Raw genomic sequence first — 16332 nt, 5'->3', positions numbered from 1 at the left:
CCTTGTTCGCTCTGTGCACTAGCGAACATATACGCCTTTTAGCCCACCTTATTTAGCACATCACTGATAGCAAGCTGGTCGAGCATTAACTGTTTCACTTTGGCTGACTCCTAAAAAATCACGTCCTAAAAAATCGCTTAACATAGATCTCTTTGAAAATCGCTAGAAAGGCGCTTCATCACTTTTTGACCCACGGCTCTTTTGCTCGATGACAGCCAACAAATCGTTCCAAGACTGAGTAAAAGCGTCTGCGCTCTCTTGTTGGAGCTGGTCGGCCAGTGCATCGATGTCAAAACCTTCCATAGCAAATGCCAACAGTTTGCTTGCAGCATCAACACCATCAATCGACATCACGCTAGACAAAGCTCCGTCTTTCGAGAAGCTTAGTAATGTCTTTTCTGGAATCGTATTAATGGTGTGTGGCGCAGCAAGCGCTGAGACATAATAAGAGTCAGAAATAGTCGGATCTTTGCTTCCGGTGCTGGCCCAAAGCAAGCGTTGTGGCTGAGCTCCGGCCGTTTTTAACGATTGCCAACGTGGCGTAGTCAGTAACTCACAATAAGCCTTGTAAGCCTGCTGGGCGATGGCAATACCAAGACAATTACGCAGACTGGAGGAAACATTGTCATTAACAGCAACATCCCAACGACTGATAAACAATGAAGCGACTGACCCTACTTTCGGATCAAGTCCCACATCGATTCGACGCTCAATGCCACGCATATAAGCCTCAGCCGCCGCAAGATAGTGTTTAGTCGAAAACAGCAAGGTTACATTGACGGGCACACCCGCGAAAATCGCTTCTTCGATGGCCGCTAGACCGGCGGGGGGACCAGGAATTTTGATAAATATATTTGGGCGCTGAGCGCGTATATGCAGGTCCAAAACGGCCGCAACCGTATCTTCGGTATTGCTTACAAGCAGCGGCGAAACTTCTAAGGAAACCCAACCATCTAGACCATCGGTATCCTCAAACACCGGACGCAATATATCCGCCGCACGGGTTAAATCTTCTAGCGCTAATTCGAAAAACAGCGCTTCACCCGATAATCCTTTGGTGGCTTTTTCGGCGATGGCTTGATTGTAGTTATCACTGTCTTTGATCGCTTTATCAAAAATAGTCGGATTCTAGGTCAGCCCTGTCACATTCAGATGATCAATATAGTGCTGCAAAGTGCCGCTGTTTAACAGCGCACAAGTGATATTATCGAGCCAGATACTTTGACCCATTTTCTGCAATTGCCTAGTAGGGGTCGTGTCTTTCATTAAGTTCATAGCGCCTCCGATGACGCAGAACACGTTTTGACTGCACCAAGATCGATACAAAAATTGTGATGGATCAGCTCGCCAATGTGATCAATGGTGACATCGGCAGTTGGATAAGAATCTGTCTTTTCTGGATCGTAGGCGTAATGTCCTTGTCTTAGAAAAACCCTGGTAAGACGAGGCCCCCAAACGTGTTTCATGGCGGTCAAAATGCACAACTTATCATCCACCATGACATAATGCTTAGCGGGATAGTGTTGCTCAATCGTGTCAGCATGGTTTCTTTATGAATATAAATCAGGACCTGACCATCCACCGCATCCCATAATCCTGAACGCTTTATTTTGCGCGGCTGTAAGACGGCTTCGCCATCGGTCAAGATGACCGTCCTACCGAGCGTTTTCAGATGCTTAATGAGTGGTAATGCATCAGGGTAGAGCCGATCTTTAAAGGGATAATCAAGGAAAAATTTGGCCATCAAGAGCCCACGATGATCATCAAGATGTTCAAGTCGATACTGCTGCAGCGCACCTAGATAATCGGCATAACCCAGTTGTGTACGCAACGTGTCAAATATAAGCCAGTATCGAGCGCTGTTCTCTGAGCCGATTTCGTGAATTAAAAAAGCCCTCAATTCGCCCAAAATGGTGTCGTTATCAAGCAAGGTGTTATCAACATCCAGCAGAAATACAACCTCATCAACCATTCTGATGTCGACCATTAGTCAGCGGCAGAATATTCGCCACGACGTGCGGCTTTGTCGTTGGCGGCTCTTTGCAGTAAAACGTTTTGTGCCGCTTCAATATTCGCATCTTGGCCAAGCCAAACCTCTAAAGCAGGCAACTCAATCGCACGGGAAAATGAAAAAGTCAGCACCCAGGGCAAGCGAGACTTGTATCGGCTATTCATGGCATTTAAGCGCGCCGCAGCCAGTTCTGGCGTTTGTCCACCGGACAAAAAAGCAACACCTGGCACCGCCTCAGGGACAGTGCGCAAAAGACAATTCACCGTCATATCAGCTACTGTCTCAACGCTTTCCTGTACAGGGCAACGTAATCCAGGCAGTACCATATTGGGTTTTAATAGCAAACCTTCCAATAGTACACCTTGCTCATTCAAGTGTTGAAATACGGCTCTTAAGACATCTTCTGTCGCATGCGCACATTGTTGTAAGGTATGACTGCCATTAATCATGACTTCTGGCTCGATGATCGGAACCATTCCTGCTTCTTGGCACAAGGCCGCATAGCGTGCGAGGGCATGGGCGTTGGCTTCAATACAGGCTTTCGATGGGGTGACCCGATCAATCATTCTGGTTTTAATAAGATCTACGTCAATGCTGAATACTGCCCGCCATTTTGCGAAACGCGCGCCCAATAATGCATAAGCCTTTAGCCGTTCTCGTAAACCATCCAAGCCTTCAGTGACTTTTTCTCCAGGTTGACCCGCCATATCGACAGTGCCAGCATCGACCTTGATGCCAGGAATAATACCCGCATCAAGTAGAACATTTATAAAAGACATGCCATCCTGAGTATGCTGGTGCATGGTTTCGTCGAATAAAATCGCCCCGCTGATACTGTCGCCTAATCTGGGGGTCGTTACGATCAGCTCTCGGTAGGCGCGTCGCATGGCTAAGCTTTGCGTAATGCCCAATTTGGCAAAGCGCTGATTGCATGTCGCTACGCTTTCGTCCATCGCTAATAGGCCTTTATCATCGGCCAATAAGCGCTTCGCTACCTCTATTAATGTCGAGTTATTCACTCTTGTTACTCCACTTCCAATCACGAATTTCCGGCATGTCTATACCGAATTCATTGATGTAGTGTCGATGTGCTATCAATTTTTCACTCAACATCTTTTTCAATTCTTCCCCTTTCTGACCAGTCTGGGGAAGTCGATCAATCACATCCATTACCAAGTGAAAACGATCCATATCATTCAGTACTGTCATATCAAAAGCCGTCGTAATGGTGCCCTCTTCTTTGTAACCTCGTACATGAATATTGTGGTGATTCGTGCGCCGGTAGGTTAATTTGTGGATTAACGAGGGATAAGCATGAAATGCAAAAATAACCGGCTTGTTTTCGGTAAACAGAAAATCAAACTCGGCATCATTCAGACCATGTGGATGCTCGGTTTGCGGCTGCAGCTTCATTAAGTCCACTACGTTCACCACACGAATCTTCAGCATGGGTAAATGCGCTCGCAAAATAGACACCGCGGCTAAGGTTTCCAGCGTTGGTACATCGCCACAACAGGCCATTACCACATCAGGCTCAGCATAACCATTTGCTCCAGTATCATTACTCGCCCAATCCCAAATACCAATACCCGCCGCACAATGCTTAACAGCTGCGTCCATATCCAACCATTGCGGCGCTGGATGCTTTCCGGCAACAACCACATTGACGTAATGCTTGCTGCGCAAACAGTGATCCATCACCGAAAGCAAACAATTAGCATCGGGCGGTAAATAAACTCGAACAATGTCGGCTTTTTTATTCACCACATGATCGATAAACCCCGGATCCTGGTGTGTAAAGCCATTGTGATCCTGACGCCAAACATGAGACGCCAATAGATAATTCAACGAGGCGATCTTAGGTCGCCAAGACAAACCAGCGGTGACTTTTAGCCATTTGGCATGCTGGTTAAACATGGAATCAATAATATGAATAAAGGCTTCGTAGCAATTAAATAAACCGTGTCGGCCTGTCAGCAAATAGCCTTCTAACCAGCCCTGACATTGATGTTCGCTGAGCATCTCAATTATTCGACCATTGGGTGCTAGATATTCGTCATTGGTTTCTGTGGTCGCATCCCATTGTCGATTGGTGGTTTCGAATACCGCTTCAAGCCCATTAGAAATGGTTTCATCTGGACCAAACACTCGAAAATTGTCTTGATTAAGCATGACCACATCGCGCACAAACGGCCCGAGTACATGAGTGTCACCAACGCCACGCACGCCATGTTTTGGCATTTCGCATGCGTAGTCACGAAAATCTGGCATTTGTAAGGGTTTCAGTAGCAAACCACCGTTGGCATGAGGATTCGCGCCCATGCGGCGCTCACCTTGTGGCGCCAGATCAGCCAGCTCCGGTAACAAACGACCAAGGCTATCGAATAATTCTTGAGGGTGATAACTACGCAACCACTCTTCTATTAATGGCAAATGCTCTGGTTTCGATTCTGGATTAGAGATTGGCACTTGATGGGCATGAAAAGTGCCTTCAATCTGCACGCCATCAACTATTTTAGGACCAGTCCAACCTTTCGGAGATTTGAGAATAATCATCGGCCAACGTGGGCGTTCAAAGATACCACTGTCTTGGGCATTTAATTTAATCGCTTTGATTTCCCGTACCGCAAAGTCGAGCGCTGTCACCATGGCTTTATGCATGTAGTCAGGATCACAGCCTTCGACATAAATAGGATGCCAACCGTATCCTAGAAATAGCTGCTCTAACTCCCTATCACTGATGCGAGCGAGAATGGTTGGATTTGCAATTTTGTAGCCATTCAAATGCAAAATAGGCAAAACTACGCCATCGGTAATAGGATTAAGAAACTTATTCGAATGCCAAGCCGTTGCCAGTGGCCCCGTTTCGGCCTCTCCATCGCCGACCACACAAGCCGCAATTAAATCGGGATTGTCAAATACTGCGCCAAAAGCATGACTCAAGGAATAGCCGAGTTCACCGCCTTCATGAATAGAACCAGGGCATTCAGGGGAGGCATGGCTAGGGATGCCACCGGGAAAAGAAAACTGTTTAAAAAGCTTTTGTAAGCCGACCGTGTCTTGACTGATATCAGGGTAAATCTCGCTGTAGCTGCCTTCTAAATATGTATTTGCTACGACGGCAGGCCCTCCATGGCCTGGGCCTGATAGGTAAATTATGCTCAAATCGTACTGTTTAATAATGCGATTCAAATGCACGTAAATAAAGTTCTGTCCGGGGGTCGTGCCCCAGTGACCAAGCAATATGCGCTTTATATCAGCAAGCGCTAAAGGCCGTGCCAATAGCGGGTTATCATGAAGGTAAATTTGCCCAACCGACAAGTAATTACTCGCTCGCCAGTATCTGTCTATTAAGCTCAGTTGATCCGGTGCTAGCGTTGCGGTTTGCATCGTCGTTTTTGGCACAGTGAGATGCTCCCTATTATTTGCTGGCGATCTCTTTCTTGATGCGAGAAAACTCTGCTTGCTCAATATCACCGCGAGCATAACGCTCGTTCAATATATCCAGCGCCGTTTTACTGGCTTGCCCAAAGTAACGACGATTCGAGCGATAGCTGTAACCCCAATGCCCAAAACTAGAAATCAGCAAAAACCAAAAGCCCAGCCACAATAGCCAACTCCAACCATTCCAATATTCTTGATACATACAAAGCTCCACACGACGCGCCGGAAATCGAATGACTTCCAAATCAACCCATAGAGCAACTTTATAACGGCGCACAGAATGATTCTGTGCGGTAACGAACAATTGATTTATAAGATTCGCGAAACAGTTCGAGACGCTCGCTTAGGATATGGCAGTTTTGAGAAAATGTAACGCGCCGCGATTTTTTGGCATCGGTTGGCACGATATTTATCTCATTATATTTAACCTAGAATATGGAGCTGCCTTACGAGAATTACTGCCTGTATGGGAAGCTCGTACTCTGTAGTACCATTTGAGACGCTTTACATCACAGCGCATGGCTTGTAGAAATGTCCAGTCGCATTCGAAGCGGCGGGTGTCGTCACCGCCGTTTTCGTAGCCGTCGTCGTGTTTGTTGCAGGAAGCTTCAAATAATTTGATCCATGTAGGGAGCCAGGCTAGTTCACATCCGTTAGACATCGCTAACCTCTAACGTAATGGCGTTGATTTGGGCGGCAGTTTTGACATATTCAGAGGCTAGCTGGGCCAATGCCGTTTGATAGCTGTGCATGAGTGTGGCTTTTTGGATAAAGAAATATTGATAGGTTTACTCTAGCTCTTCGGCAATGGCGCGACACGTTGTGTTATCGGCAAGTGTCCAATCGATCGAGCCATCGTGGTTTAGTATTTGGCTAAACTGCTGGCGCTCTGCTTCTGATGCTTGAGCGTATTGCTTTAGCAGTGCAGTGTATTCTTTGATGTCTGATTGATTGTTATCTTTCTGACACTGAACAGAGATACCATTAATCGGGTTTAGCTCTAACTCTACACGTTGGGCTTTAAGCTCATTAATTCGAGCTTCTTTCAGTTCTGCAGTTATCTCGCGGGTATTGTCCAGGTAGGACGCAACTTTTCACTCCCCCAAAACGCAAAAAAGCCAGAGTCTATGCTCTAGCCTTCTATTTATCTGGTGTTCAGCGATTCTTTCCCGCTATATCCCATTTAAAACCACCTAGTCCCGCTTTAGTAGGTCTATGACATATCTTTCAGCACATCACAGCGAAGCCCTTGATTTGGCTGTCATTGGTAAAGTTGTTTGGGTCGGTAAGGACGTCTGAGAGATTGCGTTAGGATCAGGCGATTAAACCAAAGATTATTTAAAATTTTTGAGGCGAAATTTAAATTAATGTGATGAGTATTTTAGATAAGAATAATCATGGTGGGTGTGGAGAGGTTCGAACTCCCGACATTCGCCTTGTAAGGGCGACGCTCTCCCAACTGAGCTACACACCCAATCAACATTTTACATCTGTTCGATGCGGAGTTCGTGAACTCCCTCTGATATGCACCTTGTAAGGAAATATTTTTCAACTGAGCCACACAAAAATCATAATGATGGCATTACTTGCAACTTACTTCTCATCAAAAGTAAGTGGCGGAATGGACGGGACTCGAACCCGCGACCCCCTGCGTGACAGGCAGGTATTCTAACCAACTGAACTACCACTCCGTTGTCATAAGCTGTTTAGCCACTATCTTATAAGTGGTGGGTGTGGAGAGGTTCGAACTCCCGACATTCGCCTTGTAAGGGCGACGCTCTCCCAACTGAGCTACACACCCAATAACATTTTACATCTGTTCGATGCGAAGTTCGTGAACTCCCGCTGATATGCGCCTTATAAGGAAATATTTTCCCAACTGAGCTACACACCCAATCAACATTTTACATCTGTGCGATGTGGAGTTCGTGAACTCCCGCTGATATGCACCTTGTTAAGATCAATTTCCTAACTGAGCTACACACCCGACTCGTAGTTTTACATCTTGTCGAAAGATGGCGGAATGGACGGGACTCGAACCCGCGACCCCCTGCGTGACAGGCAGGTATTCTAACCAACTGAACTACCACTCCGTTATTATAAGCTGTTTAACCACTACCTTATAAGTGGTGGGTGTGGAGAGGTTCGAACTCCCGACATTCGCCTTGTAAGGGCGACGCTCTCCCAACTGAGCTACACACCCAATCAACATTTTACATCTGTTCGATGCGGAGTTTGTTAACTCCTTCCGTTCTTAGCTTTGCCAGACTTAATTAGCTAAGTAATGGCGGAATGGACGGGACTCGAACCCGCGACCCCCTGCGTGACAGGCAGGTATTCTAACCAACTGAACTACCACTCCGTTATCATAAGCTGTTTAGCCACTGCCTTATAAGTGGTGGGTGTGGAGAGGTTCGAACTCCCGACATTCGCCTTGTAAGGGCGACGCTCTCCCAACTGAGCTACACACCCGACTCGTAGTTTTACATCTTGTCGAAAGATGGCGGAATGGACGGGACTCGAACCCGCGACCCCCTGCGTGACAGGCAGGTATTCTAACCAACTGAACTACCACTCCGTTGTCATAAGCTGTTTAACCACTACCTTATAAGTGGTGGGTGTGGAGAGGTTCGAACTCCCGACATTCGCCTTGTAAGGGCGACGCTCTCCCAACTGAGCTACACACCCAATCAACATTTTACATCTGTTAGATGTGGAGCTCTTAACTCCCACCGATATGCGCTTTGTTAAGACCAATCTCCTAACTGAGCTACATAACCATTTTTAACATTTCCATCCGTATTATTAATGGATGGTGCCGCCACCAAGAGTCGAACTCGGGACCCTCTGATTACAAGTCAGATGCTCTACCAACTGAGCTATAGCGGCTTAATGCCAAAATAATTTTTTAATTTACTAGCCAAAGCAAGTAAATGGTGCCGCCACCAAGAGTCGAACTCGGGACCCTCTGATTACAAGTCAGATGCTCTACCAACTGAGCTATAGCGGCATAATAAATACGCGCAGTTTACTTTTAAACACTTCTAAAAATGAGAAGTGGTGCCGCCACCAAGAGTCGAACTCGGGACCCTCTGATTACAAGTCAGATGCTCTACCAACTGAGCTATAGCGGCCTTAATAAAAGCAAATTGTATTTCACTCTCATAGAGAGTTTTGACCAAAACTGGTGCCGCCACCAAGAGTCGAACTCGGGACCCTCTGATTACAAGTCAGATGCTCTACCAACTGAGCTATAGCGGCAAACTCAAATTTTGGTCGGGACGGCAGGATTTGAACCTGCGACCACTAGCACCCCATGCTAGTGCGCTACCAGGCTGCGCTACGCCCCGAAACTGACAATTTAAAAATTAAACTCTGTCCGTGTCAGCGGGTGCGTATATTACTATAACGAATTGAAAAGGGAAGAGTTTTATTCAGTTTTTTTTTAAAATTAATCACGACCAGCTCTTTTACAACAAAATTGCTTAGCTATTGATCTAGATATACTTATAGCCGAACGCTCAACCACACTCCAGCCAACGATCACCCCCCAACAGAAACAGTTCTTTAAAATCTCACTTTCTCACCTAGAAGAGGCTGAGCATAAAAAAAGCCATCCCTAGAAGGAATGGCTTTCTATCAAAACAAATTAGGCATGTATCGACAGTATAGTCGCCCTACCCATCAACCAAACAGTGTCACCTATCAATAACAGGTGGCGAGCTACGAGATAATAGGGGCTATTAATACATCACCTAAGCAGAATTACTCTTGCATGTAATCTTCTACTTTTGACTTAAGTTTTTGTCCTGGACGAAAAGTCACAACAGTACGTGCAGTAATTGGTATTTCCTCACCCGTCTTTGGGTTACGGCCGGGACGCTGACTTTTCTCGCGCACCTCGAAGTTACCAAACCCAGACAGCTTCACCTGTTGTCTTTCAACAAGCGACTCACGAATGACATCAAAAAACCCTTCTACAAGGTCTTTTGCATCTTTCTTAGACAAACCGATAGAGTCTACCAAGTTCTCAGCAAGATCCGCTTTAGTCAACGACCCCATAACACTACCCCCTTACAACAGCACTAAGCTCTTCTGATAATGCAGCAACAACCTTTTCGACAGAATTGTTCACTTCTTCATCACTAAGAGTGTGTGAAGGATGCTGCCACGTCAAGCCCAAAGCGACACTTTTTTTCGTTTCATCAATGCCTTGGCCCTGATAAACATCAAAAACTAAGACATTTTTGAAGCCATCTCCAGCCGATGAGCAAATCACTCTCTCTAAGTCACTAACAGGTACTGTGCGATCAACCAATAAAGCCAGATCACGACGCACTTCCGGGAATTTAGAAACCGCTTCATATTCAGGCAAACGTGCATTAATTACTGCCTCTAAAGCGATATCAAACACATAGATAGGTTGATTAGCTCCAAGTGATTTCGAGAGCTGCGGATGAAGCTCACCCATCAAGCCAACAAAACAGCCATCAACAAAAATATCCGCCGAACGACCGGGGTGCAAAAATTCACACGCAGAACGTTCATAGGTAGGTTTCACACCACCATTCAAAGCAAAGATCATTTCCACATGGGCTTTAAGGTCATAAAAATCTACCTTCTCACCATTATGATACCAAGCCTCGCCATCACGAGAACCAGCCAACAACCCTGCAATCTGTAACTGTTGATCCAGTTCTTCAAGCGCATCGACCGATCCAATAAAGCGACGTCCAGTTTCAAACAAGCGAACACGAGATTGCTGACGGTTTTGGTTATACAGATACGCCTTAACCAACCCAGGCACCAAACTTGGACGCATAACCCCCATATCGGCAGAAATTGGATTAGCCAATGGCACAGGCTCAATATTTGGCAAAAATTGCTTACTTAACACAGGATCAATAAAACTATACGTAACAGCTTCTTGATAACCCTGTGCAACCAAAACAGAACGTAAAACTTGAATCTTCGTTTTTGACTCAGATAAAGGCGTGAAATTCACCGCCGCCTGAGGCATGGAAGAAGGAAGATTATCATATCCGTAGATACGGGCAATTTCCTCAATCAAATCAGCCTCAATGGAAATATCAAAACGATGGGACGGCACTTTAGTCGTCCACGCATCATCCGTAACATCTACCATTTCCAAACCAAGACGAGTCAAAATATCCGTCACCTGCGCTTTGTCGATAGACATCGCCAAATATTGATCTAGCTTCTTACGACGCAAAATCACCGTCGCAGCTTCTGGCAAAGACGCTTCATTAACAGCATGAACAATCGGCCCTACTTGACCGCCTGCAATTTGCAACACTAGCGCCGTCGCACGTTCAATCGCCTTCTCTTGCAATGTTGCATCAACACCACGCTCAAAACGATGAGAAGACTCTGTATGTAAGCCATAAGAACGCGCCTTACCCGCCAAAGCAAGTGGCGCAAAGAATGCACTTTCCAAGAAGATATCTTTTGTCTCTGAGTTGACGCCAGAGCCTTCGCCTCCCATCACACCAGCAATGGCCAACGGCGCCTTCTCATCAGCAATCACCATGGTGTCGTCACGCAACGCCACTTCCTGACCATCAAGCAAGACGATTTTTTCGTCTTTATTTGCCATACGCACCACAATCGAACTAGACAAATTGGCCAGATCAAAAGCATGCATTGGTTGCCCCAATTCCAACATGACATAATTCGTAATGTCGACAATCGGGTCAATCGAACGAATACCACTGCGACGCAACTTTTCTACCATCCATAGAGGTGTAGTCGCTGAAACGTCAACACTGCGAATAACCCGCCCCAGATAACGAGGACAAGCGTCCGTGACGTCGATACGAACGGGAAACACATCATCAATGGCGACTACTGCTGGAGCAATCTCAACGGGCGATAAATCTATTTTATTCAAGACGCCAACTTCACGAGCCAAACCAGCAATACTTAAGCAATCACTGCGGTTAGGCGTTAAATCGACGTCAATGATCTGATCATCCAACCCCAAGAAGGAACGGAAATCCTCCCCTGCCACGGCAACAGCTGGCAGCTCCATAATGCCATCATGGTCATCACTCAACCCTAGCTCAGAGGCAGAACACAACATGCCGAACGATTCAACTTGGCGCAGTTTGGCTTTCTTGATTTTAAAATCGGCACCAAGCACAGCGCCAATTTTAGCGAATGGAATTTTAATGCCAGAACGTGCATTGGGCGCACCACACACCACCTGAAATTGCTCTACTCCATCAGACACCTGACAAACCTGCAGTTTATCAGCGTTCGGATGAGGTTCGGCACTAATAATTTCCCCCACCACCACACCAGAAAATGCAGCAGAGGCAGACAATACTTCATCCACTTCAAGGCCAGCCAAAGTAATCTGAGCCACCAAATCATCGCTACTGATATTTGGATTGACCCACTCTCTTAGCCAATTCTCACTAAATTTCATATAAACATCCTAGGTCGACTGGTTACTTGAACTGTTTAAGAAAGCGTAAATCGTTCTCAAAAAACATACGAAGATCATCTACTTTGTAGCGCAACATCGCAAAGCGCTCAACGCCCATTCCAAAGGCAAACCCTGTGTATTTTTCAGAATCGATGCCCGACATTTCAAGCACTTTTGGATGCACCATGCCGCAACCTAATACTTCCAACCAAGACTCTTCACCTTTGCTATTCGTGCGCATAATATCCACTTCGATAGAGGGCTCAGTGAATGGGAAGTAACTAGGACGAAAACGTACTTTAAGATCATCTTCGAAAAAGACATTCAAAAACTGTTGCAATATGCCTTTTAAATCTGCGAACGAAATATTTTCATCGATCAACAAGCCTTCCACCTGATGAAACATAGGCGTATGCGTTTGATCCGAATCACAACGATAAACACGGCCAGGACAAATAATACGGATTGGCGGCTGGGTGTTTTCCATGGTACGCACTTGAACAGGTGATGTATGTGTTCTAAGCACCGTAGTAGGATTAAAGTAGAAGGTATCCTGCATTGCTCGAGCAGGATGGTGCGCCGGAATGTTCAAGGCTTCAAAGTTGTGGTAATCGTCTTCGATTTCTGGGCCGGCAGCCACATCGAAACCAATACCACGAAAAAAGGTTTCAATTCGCTCCATAGTACGCGTCACTGGGTGCAATCCCCCCACTTCTTGACCCTTACCAGATAACGAAATATCAATTGTTTCAGTCGCAAGCTTAGCATCAAGTGCTGCTTTGGCTAACGAACTCTTACGCTCAGTAATTTTTTCCTGAACTTGGCTTTTTGCCTCATTGACCATTTGGCCAAATTTCGGTCTATCCTCTGCAGAAACATGACCAAGCTGTTTCAACAAAGCCGTAAGAGCGCCCTTCTTACCCAAATAATGCACACGTACATCATCTAGCGCGGACTCACTCTCAGATGCAGCCACTGCGCTTAGCGCATCAGCAAGAATCTGCTTTAGGTTCTCCATTTATACACTCCAAAAAATAAAATAGGGGAAGAACCATTGGCTCTTCCCCTATCAAAGACTGCATTGAGTAACTCGCTCTATTAAGACAGAATCTTTCAAGATTGAATCACCCTAGGGCTACGTCAGAATTAAGCCAAGCTTGCTTTCGCTTTAGTAACGATAGCAGCAAAAACTTCTTTCTCGTACACAGCAAGATCAGCCAATACTTTACGATCAATTTCAATGGCCGCTTTTTTCAAGCCGGCAATGAAACGGCTGTAAGACAAACCGTTGATACGTGCAGCAGCGTTAATACGAGCAATCCACAAAGCGCGGAATTGACGTTTACGTTGACGACGGTCACGGTACTGATACTGACCTGCTTTGATGACAGCTTGTTTCGCTACACGAAATACACGGCTACGTGCACCGTAGTAACCTTTAGCTTGCTTTAAAATCTTCTTGTGACGGCGACGAGCCTGAACACCACGTTTTACGCGAGGCATAATATAAACCCTTTACTAGTGAAATAAATGAACTAAAAAATAAATCTAAACTTAGATGTAAGGCAACATGCGTACAATTAACGCTTTGTCGCTCTGCGCGATCTGGTTCATAGAACGAAGATGACGCTTACGCTTAGTCGATTTCTTAGTCAAAATGTGACTAGTATGAGACTGTTTATGTTTAAAACCATTCGCGGTACGTTTGAAGCGCTTAGACGCGCCACTGTGTGACTTAATTTTGGACATGATAAAACCACTCTCGCATTCGTTAATGTTAATGTAATTTCTTAATAATATGGTCTTTTAAAAAGCCTGAGCTTTCCTTAAAACATTATTTAAAATCACTTCTTCTTTTTGGGGCCTAGCACCATCGTCAATTGACGACCTTCCATTTTCGCGGCTTGTTCAACTACACCATATTCCTCTAAGTCTTGAGCGACTCGATTCATAAGCTGCATGCCAAGCTCTTGATGGGCCATTTCACGGCCGCGATATCGTAGTGATACCTTGGCCTTATCCCCGCCTTCAAGGAAACGTATCAGGTTGCGGAGTTTTACCTGATAATCCCCTTCCTCCGTCCCTGGACGGAATTTCATTTCTTTAACTTGGATCTGCTTAGCATTTTTCTTTTGGGCAGCTTTCGCTTTTTTTGCCTCAAAAATATGCTTGCCGTAGTCCATGATTTTGCAAACAATTGGATCTGAATCAGCAATTTGCACTAGATCTAGAGAAGCGTCCTGCGCTGCTTTTAGTGCCTCGTCTAGCGAGACAACGCCAACTTGTTCACCATCAGCGGCGATTAAACGCACTTCGTTAGCTCGGATGTTTTCGTTGATTAAAGGACGCTGCTTACTGGCACTACGTCCACGATTCATATTACCTTTTATAGCTATATCTCCATTTATTGTTTACGGCTACGGCGAGCAACTTCGTTTTCAAGCAATGCTTCAAAATCGGAAACACTCATCACCCCAAGATCTTCGCCGGTACGAGTACGAACAGCAACCTGCTGCTGTTCTACTTCTTTATCTCCAACAACGATCATATAGGGTACGCGTTGAATTGTGTGCTCGCGGATTTTAAACCCGATCTTCTCGTTTCTCAAGTCTAGTTTTGATCTAAAGCCGTTTGAATTTAATCTTTTTTCCAAATCAGAGCAGTAATCTGCCTGACGATCTGTAATGTTCATGATAACAACTTGTTCAGGCGCTAGCCAGAGCGGAAACGCACCTTCGCTCTCTTCAATCAAAATACCGATAAAACGCTCCAGCGAACCAACGATGGCCCGATGCAACATGACGGGTGTTTGACGAGAGCCATCTTCAGCCACATATTGCGCCCCAAGACGAGTCGGCATAGAGAAATCTACCTGAATTGTGCCACATTGCCAAATACGGCCAATGGCATCCTTCAATGAAAATTCTATTTTAGGACCATAAAACGCCCCTTCACCTGGCAATTCCTCCCAATCTAAATGAGCAGAATTCAGTGCATCGGCCAGCGCTTTTTCCGCTTTATCCCAAACCTCATCCGATCCAACACGCTGTTCAGGACGAGTCGATAGGCGGTAGATAATATTATCAAAGCCAAAATCGGCATACACTTCATGCAACAAGTCGATAAACTCAGACACCTCTTGCTGGATCTGACCTTCTGTCACAAAGATATGACCATCATCTTGCACAAAGTTACGCACACGCATAATGCCATGCAACGCACCAGACGGCTCATTGCGGTGACAAGAACCAAACTCTGCCATACGAAATGGCAAGTCTCGGTAGCTCTTAAGGCCTTGATTGTACACTTGAATATGACAAGGACAATTCATTGGTTTAACGGCATAATCACGATTTTCTGAATGGGTAGTAAACATATTTTCATGATACTTACCCCAGTGACCAGACTTTTCCCATAAAACGCGATCCACGATTTGTGGGGTTTTCACCTCTTGATAGCCATTCTCACGCTGTTTATTACGCATGTATTGCTCAACAGCCTGATACAAACTCCAGCCTTTAGGGTGCCAGAACACCATACCCGGTGCTTCTTCTTGCACATGAAACAAATCCAGCTTCTTACCTAACTTACGGTGGTCACGCTTTTCAGCTTCTTCAATACGCGTCAGATACGCTTTCAATTCTTTCTTGTCGTTCCAAGCCGTACCATAAATACGCTGTAACATTTCATTATCGGAGTCGCCGCGCCAATATGCGCCAGCCAACTTCATCAATTTGAAATGACGCAACACACGAGTATTTGGCACATGTGGGCCACGACACATATCCACATATTCTTCGTGATGATACAAGCCGACACGCTCAACAGAATCATCCATGTCATCAATCAAAGCGACTTTATAGGTTTCACCTCGATCCACAAACAGCTGACGAGCCTCTGCTATAGGGGTCATGTGTTTCACGACATCGTAATCGGTTTTTACCAGTTCACCCACACGTTTTTCAATCGCCGCCAGATCTTCTGGAGTAAAGGGACGCTCATAAGCAATGTCGTAATAGAAGCCATCACTAATGACAGGCCCAATGGCCATTTGTGCCGTTGGATACAATTGCTTAACTGCGTGCCCAACAAGGTGAGCGAAAGAGTGACGAATAATTTCTACACCTTCAGGGTCTTTACCCGTAATGATGTTCAATTCCGCGTCATCAGAGATCAGTTCACAAGCATCGACTAGCGCGCCGTTAATACGCCCTGCCACGGTTGCCTTGGCAAGACCTGGACCGATATCTTCAGCCACTTGCATGACAGTAACTGGGCTAGAAAAAGTACGTTGGCTGCCATCTGGCAGAGTAATTACAGGCATTTTATTCCCCTATTGGAGTCAGTGGTGCTCCATACCAAAGAGCACATGTCAATTTCAGGCCGATAAACTACCATTTTTCGCCCCATCTTGCGAATCCTTATT

General features: G+C 45.7%; 13 protein-coding genes and 14 tRNA genes. All 27 read right to left on the bottom strand.

The annotated features are described in order from the left end of the window. Positions 1–162 precede the first annotated feature (162 nt). Positions 163–1119, bottom strand: a complete 957-nt coding sequence (locus AC0VYI_RS10505; protein ID WP_475449810.1) for a transaldolase family protein — start codon at positions 1117–1119, stop codon at positions 163–165. 9 nt (positions 1120–1128) lie between these two features. After that, the gene (locus AC0VYI_RS10500) at positions 1129–1275 is read right to left on the bottom strand and encodes a hypothetical protein (RefSeq protein WP_475449161.1); all 147 of its coding nucleotides are present in this window, start codon (positions 1273–1275) and stop codon (positions 1129–1131) included. Between the two features lie 196 nt (positions 1276–1471). Next, positions 1472–1987, bottom strand: a complete 516-nt coding sequence (locus AC0VYI_RS10495) for an HAD family hydrolase (protein WP_475449159.1) — start codon at positions 1985–1987, stop codon at positions 1472–1474. After that, positions 1987–3030 carry a class I fructose-bisphosphate aldolase gene (locus AC0VYI_RS10490; RefSeq protein WP_475449157.1) on the bottom strand — a complete coding sequence of 348 codons (1044 nt, stop codon included), beginning with the start codon at positions 3028–3030 and terminating at the stop codon, positions 1987–1989. The genes AC0VYI_RS10495 and AC0VYI_RS10490 overlap by 1 nt, the downstream gene beginning before the upstream one ends. Then, the gene (locus AC0VYI_RS10485; RefSeq protein ID WP_475449155.1) at positions 3023–5416 is read right to left on the bottom strand and encodes a phosphoketolase family protein; all 2394 of its coding nucleotides are present in this window, start codon (positions 5414–5416) and stop codon (positions 3023–3025) included. The genes AC0VYI_RS10490 and AC0VYI_RS10485 overlap by 8 nt, the downstream gene beginning before the upstream one ends. A gap of 16 nt (positions 5417–5432) precedes the next feature. Further along, positions 5433–5732, bottom strand: a complete 300-nt coding sequence (locus AC0VYI_RS10480) for an SHOCT domain-containing protein (RefSeq protein ID WP_475449153.1) — start codon at positions 5730–5732, stop codon at positions 5433–5435. A gap of 1121 nt (positions 5733–6853) precedes the next feature. Further along, positions 6854–6929 (bottom strand) — tRNA-Val (locus AC0VYI_RS10475). Between the two features lie 140 nt (positions 6930–7069). After that, positions 7070–7146, bottom strand: a tRNA-Asp gene (locus AC0VYI_RS10470). 34 nt (positions 7147–7180) lie between these two features. Further along, positions 7181–7256: transfer RNA gene (locus AC0VYI_RS10465), tRNA-Val, on the bottom strand. Between the two features lie 215 nt (positions 7257–7471). Continuing rightward, positions 7472–7548 (bottom strand) — tRNA-Asp (locus tag AC0VYI_RS10460). Positions 7549–7582: 34 nt separating this feature from the next. Continuing rightward, positions 7583–7658 (bottom strand) — tRNA-Val (locus tag AC0VYI_RS10455). Positions 7659–7740: 82 nt separating this feature from the next. After that, a tRNA-Asp gene (locus AC0VYI_RS10450) sits at positions 7741–7817 on the bottom strand. 34 nt (positions 7818–7851) lie between these two features. Then, positions 7852–7927 (bottom strand) — tRNA-Val (locus AC0VYI_RS10445). Positions 7928–7956: 29 nt separating this feature from the next. Further along, positions 7957–8033, bottom strand: a tRNA-Asp gene (locus AC0VYI_RS10440). 34 nt (positions 8034–8067) lie between these two features. Next, a tRNA-Val gene (locus tag AC0VYI_RS10435) sits at positions 8068–8143 on the bottom strand. Between the two features lie 125 nt (positions 8144–8268). After that, positions 8269–8344 (bottom strand) — tRNA-Thr (locus AC0VYI_RS10430). A gap of 45 nt (positions 8345–8389) precedes the next feature. Next, positions 8390–8465: transfer RNA gene (locus tag AC0VYI_RS10425), tRNA-Thr, on the bottom strand. 48 nt (positions 8466–8513) lie between these two features. Then, positions 8514–8589: transfer RNA gene (locus AC0VYI_RS10420), tRNA-Thr, on the bottom strand. A 51-nt stretch (positions 8590–8640) separates the two neighbouring features. Beyond that, positions 8641–8716: transfer RNA gene (locus AC0VYI_RS10415), tRNA-Thr, on the bottom strand. 12 nt (positions 8717–8728) lie between these two features. Continuing rightward, positions 8729–8805, bottom strand: a tRNA-Pro gene (locus AC0VYI_RS10410). 415 nt (positions 8806–9220) lie between these two features. After that, the gene (locus AC0VYI_RS10405) at positions 9221–9517 is read right to left on the bottom strand and encodes an integration host factor subunit alpha (RefSeq protein WP_199477623.1); all 297 of its coding nucleotides are present in this window, start codon (positions 9515–9517) and stop codon (positions 9221–9223) included. Between the two features lie 4 nt (positions 9518–9521). Continuing rightward, the gene (gene pheT / locus AC0VYI_RS10400; RefSeq protein WP_475449151.1) at positions 9522–11906 is read right to left on the bottom strand and encodes a phenylalanine--tRNA ligase subunit beta; all 2385 of its coding nucleotides are present in this window, start codon (positions 11904–11906) and stop codon (positions 9522–9524) included. Positions 11907–11928: 22 nt separating this feature from the next. After that, positions 11929–12924, bottom strand: a complete 996-nt coding sequence (gene pheS, locus AC0VYI_RS10395) for a phenylalanine--tRNA ligase subunit alpha (RefSeq protein WP_067016600.1) — start codon at positions 12922–12924, stop codon at positions 11929–11931. Positions 12925–13052: 128 nt separating this feature from the next. Beyond that, the gene (rplT, locus tag AC0VYI_RS10390) at positions 13053–13409 is read right to left on the bottom strand and encodes a 50S ribosomal protein L20 (RefSeq protein ID WP_067016598.1); all 357 of its coding nucleotides are present in this window, start codon (positions 13407–13409) and stop codon (positions 13053–13055) included. 51 nt (positions 13410–13460) lie between these two features. After that, positions 13461–13655 (bottom strand): 50S ribosomal protein L35, encoded by a 195-nt coding sequence (gene rpmI, locus AC0VYI_RS10385; protein WP_067343164.1) that lies wholly within the window; start codon positions 13653–13655, stop codon positions 13461–13463. Positions 13656–13750: 95 nt separating this feature from the next. After that, positions 13751–14284 (bottom strand): translation initiation factor IF-3, encoded by a 534-nt coding sequence (infC, locus tag AC0VYI_RS10380; protein WP_067016596.1) that lies wholly within the window; start codon positions 14282–14284, stop codon positions 13751–13753. A 26-nt stretch (positions 14285–14310) separates the two neighbouring features. Beyond that, positions 14311–16230 carry a threonine--tRNA ligase gene (gene thrS / locus AC0VYI_RS10375; RefSeq protein ID WP_199477621.1) on the bottom strand — a complete coding sequence of 640 codons (1920 nt, stop codon included), beginning with the start codon at positions 16228–16230 and terminating at the stop codon, positions 14311–14313. Positions 16231–16332 lie beyond the last annotated feature (102 nt).

This window comes from Marinomonas sp. 63XJN7_9_ISO-PGPR-S23-217 (assembly GCF_056173515.1).
This window is presented reverse-complemented; position numbering and strand designations above follow the sequence as displayed.